The 11,914-nt window shown below is 43.3% G+C and carries 5 protein-coding genes and 1 tRNA gene; 2 read left to right on the top strand and 4 right to left on the bottom strand.

The window, feature by feature from the left end; all coding sequences use genetic code 11:
- Positions 1 to 39: 39 nt before the first annotated feature.
- From KHS38_RS09840 to KHS38_RS09825, 4 genes are all read right to left on the bottom strand, one after another.
- A complete protein-coding gene (locus tag KHS38_RS09840) occupies positions 40 to 1,968 on the bottom strand; it encodes a RagB/SusD family nutrient uptake outer membrane protein (protein WP_213488392.1) in 1,929 nt (642 codons plus the stop codon).
- 11 nt (positions 1,969 to 1,979) lie between these two features.
- Complete coding sequence (locus tag KHS38_RS09835) at positions 1,980 to 5,279, bottom strand: SusC/RagA family TonB-linked outer membrane protein (protein WP_213488391.1); 3,300 nt, start codon at positions 5,277 to 5,279, stop codon at positions 1,980 to 1,982.
- A gap of 1,352 nt (positions 5,280 to 6,631) precedes the next feature.
- Positions 6,632 to 6,721: transfer RNA gene (locus KHS38_RS09830), tRNA-Ser, on the bottom strand.
- 77 nt (positions 6,722 to 6,798) lie between these two features.
- On the bottom strand, positions 6,799 to 8,865 hold the full coding sequence (locus KHS38_RS09825; RefSeq protein ID WP_213488390.1) for an HD family phosphohydrolase: 2,067 nt from the start codon (positions 8,863 to 8,865) through the stop codon (positions 6,799 to 6,801).
- Between the two features lie 200 nt (positions 8,866 to 9,065).
- On the opposite strand from KHS38_RS09825, the gene KHS38_RS09820 reads away from it, so the two are divergent.
- Both KHS38_RS09820 and KHS38_RS09815 read left to right on the top strand, forming a co-directional pair.
- Entirely contained in the window at positions 9,066 to 9,980 is a 915-nt protein-coding gene (locus KHS38_RS09820; RefSeq protein WP_213488389.1) for a hypothetical protein, read from the top strand.
- A gap of 110 nt (positions 9,981 to 10,090) precedes the next feature.
- Entirely contained in the window at positions 10,091 to 11,809 is a 1,719-nt protein-coding gene (locus KHS38_RS09815; RefSeq protein WP_213488388.1) for a peptide MFS transporter, read from the top strand.
- Positions 11,810 to 11,914 lie beyond the last annotated feature (105 nt).

Genomic DNA, 11,914 nt, shown 5'->3' with positions numbered 1-11,914 from the left:
GCCTCGATTAATTATAGCCTTTTAAGATAAGGAGATGTATCAATTGGTGTCTTCATCAGCTACCGCATCCTGCCATTTGGTCCAAACAGAGGTTCCGGCATCAAAACCGGTATAGCCTTCATTCTGGCGTATTTTGCCATAAAGGTTGGAGTTTATTGCGGTTTGTGGAATTGGCCAGTAAATGTTATAAGCCGCGATGGTGTAACTACGATTTCTTACAGTGACTTTGTTTTTGTTGTAATAGTCGTTATACTTTTGAATACGCTGAAACCAATAGTTATTGGTTGATAAGGCATCTTTGGTGTATACATTCCCAAATTCATCTGGCTTGCCACTTAGGGCCAAACTGTATGATATCCGGCTCAGTTCCATATGCCGCCACTCCTCCATGTATAGTTCGCGTGCGCGCTCATTCACAATATCGCCTATGTTAACGCTGGTATAAAACTGACTGCACTGCGCTCTTCTTCTTACTGTGTTAACATCTTCGGTTGCTGCAGAAATGTTGCCCTTGTAATACTGCGCTTCGGCCCTGAGCAAGTAGGTTTCGGCCAAGCGGTAGCAATACCAATCGGCGGCCCCACCGTCGTTCCTGTTAGAATTGAGATTGGCCTGATAAACCGGATCATCAATATAAACTTTATAATGAGGCCAGTTAAACCAGCTACGAATGGTATCTGTACACAATAAGGTCGTCCCGTTATATAGTCTCAGATTCTGCCCATAAAAGGAATCAGCGGGATCGTTGTACTTCAGTGCTTCCATGGTTGCCCAGTTACCAACCGCGGCGCTATGCCGAAGATCGGTTGCGTCGTTTACACCATTGATTTGCCAGAGGCCGAACTGCGCAAAATGGGTGGGCCTGATCATACCCAGCCCGCGCCCTACCGAACCATTAATATCATACTGGGCTCTGTAATTGGAAGCTGTTCTTGCTGCTGATAAAAGCACTTTTCCGCTGGGCGACTTCAATGCTGCCTGGTTCCACATTGGTCCCCAGTTACGCATTGATTTGTACCTGATCGTAGCATCGGTATTTTCGCGGTTAGGCATCAGTAATAAAACTTCCTTATTTGCCGCTATGGCTTTATTTACAGGCCGGTGAAGATCCCATATCACATTTCGGGTAACCGGCCAGGCTAATGGAGACGGATTATCAAACGTACCGAACGTATTGGTCATTAATGCATAGCCCGAATTATTAATCAGTATATTAGCTTGCACTATCGCCTTATCCCACTGGCCGGTGGCCAAGTAACATTTGATGAGCAGTTGGCGGCAGGCCGCTTTATTAATCATGCCGATATACTGCATACCCGATTGATCAGGAACCCATTCCACTGCCTTTTCCATATCAGCGGTGATCATTTCCAGAATAGCCTCCCGGCTCGTGGTTTTATAATTTTGTTTGGGCACTGTCAGTATTTTAGTTACCAATGGAACGTCCTTAAACTGGAAGCAGAGCGCGAGGTACCGGAAAGCACGGTGAAAATAAGCCCGCCCCAGATACTCCTGTTTAGTAGCCTGATCCAGCCCTGGTACATTATCGATAAAGCTGGTAATAGTATTTGCATACTTAATACCGTTATAGGTTTCTCCCCAAAAAAATGATATCATATTCACATCATCATTTTGTATACCATTGGTTGGCGTTAAGCGAGTGGAAACATCGGCGAAAATATTACCATCATCCGTTTTACCCGAAACGGCAATATCTGAAAGCATGTACTCGGTATTAATAGGAACTGATATGTCTCGAGTTGTTGTGTGGCTCCAATAAGTGCGCAAATGCCTGTCGGCCATAGCAATGGTTGCATCAAGGCCGGCCCGGGTCTTGAACGTAACTTCGGGTGAGTAAAAGGAGAGCGGATCGGGCTTGAGATAGTCTGTTTTACAACCACTGAAAACAGTAGCAGCCAATATCCCGATTAATGAAAAGGCTGATCTATACAAATTATTCGCTTTCATACTTAATTCGATTAAAAAGTTAGGTTTACGCCGAATGTGAATATCCTTGGCGCCATTTGCCCGGTTTCGATATCCCAGTATCGCCAGTTCTTATCTTTACGCCATACTGCTACGTTGCGGATAGAAGCAAACACCTTCAGATTTTCGATATTATAAGTTGATATGGCCTTTTTCGGGATGCTATACCCCATTGTAATGTTATCGAGCCTGATAAAGGAACGATCAAAAATTCGTTGTGGTGCATTCAGACCGGCCGGCCCTTTTGATTCCAGGCGCGCCCAAAATTCGCTGGGATTCTCCGGCGTCCAGTATGGCTTCTCGTAAGTATTGGCAAGTCCCTGACTAATGGTAGATGTACCATTGTCCTGGTTTAGATAAGCCCCGTTGAGGCTCTTGTGTCCCCAATAAGAGTAAATATTGAAGGAGAAATTGAAACTTTTGTAGGCAAAGTCGTTACGCAACGACCACATGATCGGCGCTTGTTCCTGACCCAGAAATTCCTTGTCATCATCATTGTAAACCGGTGTAATGCTTCCATCTGCATTTTTAGTATCATTCGCACTATTGCTGTTAGCTATTTTAGGGTCGCCGGGACGCTGACCGTATTTGGCAGCTTCAGCAATTTCGTTAACCTGCCATATACCAGTCACCCTGTAGTTCCAGATAGTACTGATGGGTTGCCCGATAAACCAGCCATTACCGATATCGTTTACTTCCCTGCTTGATACAACGTTACCGTTCGCATCCAATACATCCTCAAAACGGTAGTACAAGTGCTTGATCTTGTTCTTGTATTTGGAAAAGCCAAAAGCGGTATTCCATCCAAAGTTTTTTGTTTTTATGTTTTGTGATGAGATAGATAGCTCAAAACCATTATTCTGCACCTCCCCCAGGTTAGTAGTGATACTACTGAACCCTGAAAAACCCGGCAGGGATTGATTCATGATCATGTCAGTAGTAGACATCACAAAATAATCTAAGGAGGTGGTAATGCGATCTTTTATAAATCCAAGATCGAGACCGACATTGAATGAAGCCGTTTTTTCCCATTGCAAATCCCGGTTAGCCAGGCGGTCTATCCGCAGGTAAAAGAACTGTACATAATCCCCGTTTGCATTGATATAGCCCTGGGTGCCGGCGCCGTTAGCCAGATTGGCCAACGCGATGTAAGGGTTATCGAGAGAGCGATTACCATTTTGACCGTACGATAAACGCAGCTTACCGTTGCTCAGAACATTATTCCACTTAAAAAACTTTTCGTTGGTAAACGTCCACCCCAGTGCAGCCGAAAGGAATGTTGCGCGCGGATTGGATGTGCCGAATGCTGAATATCCGTCGCGACGTGCAGAACCTGTGAACATGTACCTATCATCATACGAATAGAACAGACGGGCCAGTAAACCATCGGCTGTTTGACGGCCATCGTCTGTATCGAATGAGCTCAAAAGCCGGTCGCCATTTGAGGTTTCATGAAAGCCCAAAGCATCAGTAGGCGTTATATTTCTTGCCCTGATTACGTCATACCATGACTGTCGTTCTTCGGCTTCTTGTACCAGGGTTACATTGACCCTGTGCTTTTGGGCAAAAACTTTCTCCCAGTTAATGGTATTATTGAGCGACCAGTCAAAACGTGAACTGTTCTCGCGATCAACTCCGGCATTGTTAGACAGGGGGCTCCAGTCGGGATGAGACGACGAAGCAAAATAACGCCTGTAAAACCATTGTTGTCGCGGAGAATAATTGAAGGAGTAATTAATATTAAAAGGCAGCTTTACCTTAGCGTTGAAAATAGTGTTCAACACACTGTAGCCGCTCTGTAGATCCTGATATTGCCTGTTGAAATCATAGTTATACCCCCTAACCGTTCCTGTAAGACCATCGCCCTGTGGATGCACAACCAAGTTACCGTTGTCATCTTTATAAGAAGCAAAAGGGCTGTTAAAAATGATAGCATTACCCCAATCCGTAGCAATATTTCCATCAGAACGGTTCTGATAGTTAACGTTAGCGCCAATATTCAGCCATCTGGTAACCTGCCCGTCCACTTTCAAATTTGCACGAATAGCTTTATAATTATCGCCTACAATAACGCCCTGGTTGTTGAGGTAACCCGCAGACATATAGTAATTGATCTTATCGCTTGCACCGGAAACGCTAACATTATGATCCTGATTTAAACCATTACGAAAGCTATGGTCATACCAGTCGAAGGTTTTCCCGGACAGGTAGTTTGCCATAACGTTATGATCGAGCCCGAGGCGCCTTGCATAAATCCGTTCATCAGATGCACCTGGCTCGTTAACAGAGTATGCTCTCCATGCATCTAAGGTGAGGCCGTATCTGGATAACATTTCTGCAGTGGGTTTATCATAATAGCCCGGTTTACCTGCAGATTCTCCTGATGTGGCATTATAAGACTCGTAATTTCCGGTTGACGGCTTTGTACCGTAAGTAGCAGACTTGTACCAGTCCTCCCGGTATTTCAAATACCCTTCTGGTCCCCAAACCGGCCTGTTCGCCCCCATGGTTGATAGTCCAAAGTTAGAGGTAAAATTGATCTTCGGCTTACCCTGCTTTCCGCGCTTGGTGGTAATAATAAGTACTCCATTTGCCGATTGGGCACCGTAAACAGCGGCAGCCGATGCATCTTTAAGCACATCTATTTGCTCAATATTATCGGGATTGATTTCTGACAGTTCGCCATAGAAGATCATGCCGTCGAGAACAAGTAATGGTGAATTGTGGTTGCCGGCCGTGTAAACCGACCTCTGCCCCCGTATGTTGATCGATCCGCCGCTTTTTGCTGACGGATCCTGCCCGATGATCAGACCCGGGGTGCCTCGCAGAATATCCTGTACGGTACGCGGATTCTCATCCGCGATCTTATCCGGCTTAAGCTGTGTAATAGCACCGGTAAGGTCTTTCTTTCTTGCGGTACCATAGCCAATCACCACCACATCGCTAAGACTATTGGTAGACTCGCGCAACCTGATATTCAAAGGAGCACCTCCATCCGCCACAAGTTCACGGCTAACGTAGCCAAGTAAAGACACAACCAAAACGGCACCTTTTTTTGCGCGGATATTAAAGTTGCCGGCTACGTCTGTACTTGTGCCCACAGTTGTCCCCTTAACAGTTACAACCGCGCCCGGTAGCGCTATGCCGAGTGTATCAGTCACTTTTCCCTTAATTGATACGTCTTGTGCGCGCACGCTCAAGGAAAATGATATGAGCGTTAAAATGATCGAGAGCAGCTTGCCACGGCTGGCAAAGACGCAGCTCCGCCTGTCTTGATGTAAAACTTTCTTCATATGGTTTACTATTAGGTATTGGTTATAGGCAACTGGTTAACTACCGACTGCTATTACAATTCCGGGCGCTTCTTACATTTTTACACTTCATCTATCCAGGATGTGTCAGATCCGGGCGTTCCAGCTCATCTTAAAAAATAAGGCCGCCAAAAATAAGGCGGTCACCGATTTCATTAATTCGTGTACTCAAGGTAATTAGTTAGCCACAGTAGAGTGAATGCCTGCGGCAGCGCGGTTTATAATTTGTTTACAATGTCAAAGTAAACGGTTAGCCAATATATATTCTGTTCATCTTTTTGTGGATTCGTCTCATAATTTCATCAAGCCATTGATTTATACACTTTATGAGTTTATAAACTGCAAGTTTACTCAACCAATTATTGACATGCACCTGAATACCTTGACAGACGAAGACTTATGATCTTTAATCATTAAAGATAATTATAGAGCATTCACCGTACTTTTTGATCGCTACCGGTTAAGACCGTTTAAAACTGCACGCAATACATCCATAATTAGACTGCCTGTGAAGAGGTAATGCACGGCCTTTTTAAACCTTTGGAACAGAGAAAAACTTTGGGTTATCTAAAAGCTTTAATTATTATCTAAAGAGTCCAGATCCGCTACGATGAGACCGGCAGAGAAACTGGTATAACTAACTTGGTGGTGACTTCAGATTTTTAAACCAGAGTAGAAGCCAGCAACGACAGTAAACAAAAATGTGTATTATCACATCAAGCATTGAAATGAGCGATCAGGTAACATCAAGGTTGATCTCACCAATAGAATTATTTATGGTGAGATCAACTCAGTTTCAAATGCCGGAATCAGTAGTAAGGTCGCTAATTCGCCAGAATAACCGTTCGGATAAGGTTGTTAAAATGGTGGCTATACCCCCACTCGGGCTTTCTTCGGGAATAATCTGTGTCTTGTTGTCTCCGGCTTGAGCCTTATAATTCCAGCGCGTAGAGGACCAAGAACGTTTCACGGACACTTCCATGGAACGCCGTCTACCATAACTTTGAGGTAAACGTACATCAAATCTGATTTTTAATTTCTTTGCTTTCTGAGGTAAAATAAAATACCAAAACTTTTTTCCAACATGACGACACATTTTTTGGGTGAATAAATATCGAAATGCGGCTAAGAAAAATCAAGATGTACATCTTGTGAACATCCTATCAAACAGAGTATTGCAGGCTTCTCATTGTGGCTTTTCTCTTGGAAAAAAGTCACAATGAAAGTCACAACGGAATTATGTGAAAATATGTGCGTTTTACGATATGACTGAGAATAAAAAAAGCCCGTAAATGCATCATTTACAGGCTTTTAATGCGTTTTACTATAGTTGCTGGCGGTGAGGGAGGGATTCGAACCCTCGGTACAGTTTCCCGTACGTCAGTTTAGCAAACTGATCCTTTCGGCCTCTCAGGCACCTCACCTTTTGCGTTAGCACCCCGTGTTTGGGGACTGCAAATATAGGAAACAGGTTAATCTTTCAAAACTTTTTTAAAAATTTTCAATAATCTATTCGCACGTGATAAATACTCATCAGCATGCGTTTAAATATGCTTTTTATCGTCTCTATATCCTTCAAAGTTATATCACTGTCTTTCAGTTGGTTTTGATTTAGTTTGTAGCTTACAATCCGATCCACAAGATCATTGATGGATTGTGCGTCAGGTTCACGAAGGGAGCGGGATGCCGCTTCAACCGAGTCGGCCATCATTAAAACACCTGTTTCTTTGGAGAAAGGAATAGGCCCTGGATACCGGAAAGTATTCTCGTCGACAAACTTTTCGGGGAAATTTTTCAGAAAAGATTGATAAAAATAGTCTACCCGGGTATTGCCATGGTGTGTGCGTATGAAGTTGATTATCGTTTCGGGCAGGTTGGCTTTGCGTGCCATTTCCACGCCTGTACGCACGTGCCGTATGATGATCTGGGCACTTTCTTCATATGATAGCTTATCATGCGGGTTAAAGCCCGAACTTTGATTCTCGATAAAATAAAGCGGGTTCTCCATTTTACCTATATCGTGATACAATGCCCCTGCCCTTACAAGTAAAGCATTACCACCTATGGCATAAATAGCATTCTCGGCCAGGTTAGCTACCTGTAGGGAGTGCTGAAAGGTACCCGGTGCTTTAAAGGCCATTTCACGCAGCAATGGTGCATTGGTATTAGTGAGCTCAATTAATGTAAGATCGGATGTAATACGGAATGCCTTCTCAAATGCATATATTAAAGGATAAGCCAAAAGAGTAAGCATTACACTTACAATGAACGGCAAAAATTCTCCCCATTCAATACTGTTGATATTCCCTTCCCGTATCAGCGATATCCCAACAAAGGCAACAAAATAATTAAGTGTAATAATTACCGCTGAGGTAAGGAACTGCCCGCGACGCAGCAGATTTTTGATACTGTAAATAGATACCATGCCTGCCGTAATTTCATAGTAGGCAAACTCAAAACTGTTGGGCACAAAAAATCCGGCAATTAATATAACCAGTAAATGGATATTGAGAGCCAAACGCGTATCAAACAGAATGCGGATGATGATTGGAACAATGCAATAAGGTATATAGTACAAGTTGGGAATCTGTACATAAATAGCCCATGACAAGGTGGCCAGCATGGCCGTTATAACCAGCAGTATCAGGCCAACTAACCGGTTGTCGTAATAAATATCTTTACGGAAAAGACGTAAAAACACCACCAATAGCAGCACCACAATGCATACCAGCAAAAACTGACCTAACAATACCAATTTATGGTCGCCATTCGTTTGGGCATTATCCTCAAATGATTGCTTGTAAGATTGTAGTCTTTGGTAAACCTCATCGTTAATTACCGTTCCCTTGGTTACAATCAGCTCTCCCTTTTGCACCACGCCCCGTGTAGTCGACAGGTTTTCCAGCACATCGTTTTCCAGTTTCCGGGTAAGTTTATCATCGTAGTTCAGGTTGTTTTGCAGGCGGTTTTGCAGCACATCCAGCATAAATGCTTTATCCACCAGGCTGTATCTATTCAGTTCAGCATTGCAGTAAGCCAATGCTTTTTCTTTAGTATACAAACCGGTAGTATTTTTTTCGACAGCAACGTTATGATTTACGATAGTTATGCCATAGTTTTCGGAATGGCGCAGGTATTTCGCATTGAGCGTAAGCAAGCCCGTTTCGTAAACGTGTTTTAATAAGGCCTGTCCTGCCTTCAGATGTACGTTCTTTAACTTTTCGCTGATGCCGGAGTTGGCCCATTTAATATCAAAGTCACTTTTGAAGCCCTCCATCTGTTGCTGCTCAACGGCTGCATCAAGCTGATAAATGGGAAAAACACTTTTTAGCGCTTCTTCCTGATCGGCTTCTATTTGCTGAGGGCTTTTCAGGATAGCAAAGCTGTATGGTGCTACCAGATCTTTCTGGCTCCAGATACGGCCTTTCTCAAACTCGTACCTGAACTTAGCTTGTCGGGGTAAGCACAAAACGATCAAGCACACGCTCGATAGGATCATTAAAAACTTAACACCGACGGCGTATTTACGTAATAAAGCCTTTTGGCGCGAAACCGAAAATTTTGCCATCTAATTAATTAAACTATCAACTACAGTTGCATGTCAAAGGTAAAAGTAAATTGCTTAACATTTCACCACATTACCCGCTATTTGCTTCGTTTGCTGCAAAGGCATGTATGGTTATCTTTACAGCTATTATTCATTTCAACCTTTTTCTCCAACAATTTAGCACTATAAAAGCTTATTATACGATTACACACAACATGCGCATGAAAAAAATTCTGTTTATCTGTTTGCTTTGCAGCATTTTACCAATAGTAACACGTGCCCAGGCACACATTACTGGGCAAGATGCCAAGGTGTTGCAAACCTATCATGACAGCCTAACACGCATTGGTCGCCGGATAATTAATAATCCAAACGAGGCGGAGCGTAAAAACGCCAATTACAATTTTATACGAACGTTGGTAAGCGCATTGAAAGTTAACAACTCCTTTGCCTATGAGTTTGATTCGTTGAAAACGATCAGCATACTGAAGTCGCCAGACAACAAGTTCCGTATATTCAGCTGGTTTGTGATGAATGAGGACGGCAGTTATCGTTTTTACGGCGCCATGCAAATGAACTCCCCTACCCTGGTACTGCACCCGCTTGAAGATTACTCGCCTTTGTTAAAAAACCCCGAAGACTCGGTAACAGATAACCGCAAATGGTACGGTGCCGAATATTATAAAATAATCCCGGTAACCGGCGTATCACCTTATTATGTATTGCTGGGCTGGAAGGGCAACAACGTAAAATCTACCAAAAAGGTAATCGAGGTATTATCATTTAAAAACGGCAAGCCGGTATTTGGCTCACCCGTATTGCAAAGCAAGGGCAAAACCCGGCACAGAGCCGTATTTGAATACAGCAGGCAGGCTTCCATGCTGCTGCGCTACATACCCGAGCAAAACCTGATTGTTTTTGATCACCTGGCACCACCCGACGAAAAGCTGAAAGATCAGCCCAATTTATATGGCCCCGATTTTACCTATGATGGCTACCAGTTAATGAAAGGCAAATGGATATTGAAAGAGAATCTTGATATGCGCAATGTACCGTCAGCACAGGATGTAGATATTGAAGATCCTAAAAAGCAAGCCCTGCGCGACCGCTCAACAATTCCAGTACGCAGAAACTGATGTTATTGCTTAAAACCAGCAAATTATAAATCTTTTTTGGTAAAGATTTCAACACAAAATTTCGATTGCGTGGAAATATAGTATTTTTAGAAAATTTTTTAAAAAACTATATGAGTAGAGATCCTGAATTTGCCTTAGATGAATCGCTGGCTCAGCAACCGGCAAAAGGCCATCCTAAAGGCTTATATGTACTGTTTTCGACCGAGATGTGGGAGCGCTTTAACTTTTATGGTATGCGCGCCCTGCTTACCCTGTTTCTAGTAAGCGCCCTGAAATTTTCTGACAAAGATGCCTCCATTATTTATGGCGGATTTTTAGGCCTGTCATACCTTACGCCTATGTTTGGCGGCTATATATCCGATAGGTATCTAGGCAACCGTAATTGTATCATTTTGGGCGGTGCCATTATGGGTGTTGGCCAGTTGCTGCTTTTTTTAAGTGGCTATACCTATGCAGGCAACCTTAGCCTGGCAACAAACATTGCCTGGGCTGCATTGGCAGTTATCATTATAGGTAATGGCTTTTTTAAACCCAATATCTCATCAATGGTGGGGCAGCTTTACCGTAAAGGTGATACACGGTTAGACTCTGCTTTTACCATATTTTATATGGGTATCAACTGCGGTGCTTTTTTAGGCATGAGTATATGTCCGTTTTTGGGCGATGTAAAAGTTGGCGAGGTACGTGTAGTCGAAGCTTTTAAATGGGGCTTTTTGGCAGCTGGCACAGCGATGTTTTTAGGCGTAATCCTGTTCATCTTCCTTAAAAATAAGTACGTAACCGATCCGGAAGGAAAGGCAATCGGCACCAAGCCCGATTTTTCCAAATCAACGCTTAGCCCTACCGGCGAGGCTGAAAAGGCACAGTTTACAACCGCATCTATCCTGGGCGTATCTGTATTCATGATCCTTGCTTTCTTCGGCATTCACTATTTGTCTATTGACCCTAACCCCATCAAAAGCTGGGTATATCCATTCATTTATGCATCGGGTATTAGCCTTGCCATTTTAATCCTTACCGATAAAACCATTACTTCTGTTGAACGCCAGCGTATTATTGCACTATACATTGTAGCATTCTTCGTTATTTTCTTTTGGGCGGCATTTGAGCAGGCAGGCTCATCGCTTACGTTTGTGGCCGATAAGCAAACCGATCTGAACTTATTCGGATTTTTATTACCACCAAGCTTTGTGCAGAATGCTAATTCAATTTTCATTATCGTTTTGGCGTTTCCGTTCAGCTGGTTCTGGCTACAGTTACAAAAGCGTAACAGCGAGCCTATATCACCCGTTAAACAAGCTATTGGTTTGGCCCTGCTGGCATTAGGTTATTATATTATTGCCGTACAGGTAAAAGACATCGGTACCAGTGGTAAAGTGGGTGTGATCTGGTTAATTGTAATGTATTTGTTTCACACCATGGGCGAGCTTTGCTTGTCACCTATCGGCCTGTCACTGGTGGCTAAATTAGCTCCTAAGCGCTTTTCATCATTATTGATGGGTGTATGGTTCATCAGTAACGCCGCTGGCTATGCATTGGCTGGTACATTGGGCGCTATCATTCCACCAACCGGCGACAAGTTTGCTTTTGCAGCATCTAAAGGCATTGACCTGCAAGGTGTATTAGACGGTAAAATACAGGCTACAGCCTCGCAGTTAGCCGTATTAGCTAAAGAGAATATTGATATCCACTACCCTACTTTTGTAGGCTTCACTATCCATAACTTGTATGAGTTTTTTATGGTGTTTGTAACCCTATCTGGTGTTGCAGCTGTTTTATTATTCCTGCTATCAGGCATCTTGAAAAAGCTGATGAACGGTGTAAGATAAAACCGGCCTTTGCGCTTTAACTCTTTTTAACAAAAGCCGGCTGGTTTAAACCAGCCGGCTTTTTGCGTTTTTAGCGCCGAATTGATACTTTTGTTGCCTTGCATT

It is taken from the genome of Mucilaginibacter sp. Bleaf8, from assembly GCF_018390515.1.
Lineage (GTDB): Bacteria > Bacteroidota > Bacteroidia > Sphingobacteriales > Sphingobacteriaceae > Mucilaginibacter.
Note: the sequence above shows the minus strand (reverse complement) of the source record. Positions and strands in the feature narration are given on the sequence as shown.